1 protein-coding gene is annotated in these 398 nt (G+C 43.0%); it reads right to left on the reverse strand.

Going from position 1 to position 398, the window contains the following annotated elements:
- The coding region (locus WSC_RS22080) for a putative Ig domain-containing protein (RefSeq protein WP_040394050.1) at window positions 1–398 on the reverse strand (398 nt) is incomplete at both ends.

Here is a 398-nt window from a genome sequence, read left to right on the forward strand (position 1 = left end):
AGGTGCATCATTGGTGTTGGCAACTGCAATAGTAAAGCTTTGTTGCAAAGTTTCTGTGCCATCAGTGACTGCTAACACTACTGAGTGTGAGCCGACTTCATCATTGCTTGCTGAACCAGATAATATCCCAGAGTTGGCATCAAAACTTAACCATGTTGGCAAAGTTGGCGCAGATAAAGTTAAAGTATCTGAACTATCCACATCAGTTGCACTGAAGGTATAACTATAAACTTCATCCTCATTCGCTGTTGTCACTGCTGTAGAAGTAATGACTGGTGCATCATTGGTGTTGGCAACTGTGATAGTAAAACTTTGTTGCAAGCTTTCAGTGCCGTCTGAGACTGTTAATACCACAGAATGTGAACCCACTTCGTCGTTGCTTGCTGTGCCACTGAGTG

The sequence above is a fragment of the Catenovulum agarivorans YM01 genome (assembly GCF_000281085.1).
GTDB lineage: Bacteria > Pseudomonadota > Gammaproteobacteria > Enterobacterales > Alteromonadaceae > Catenovulum > Catenovulum agarivorans.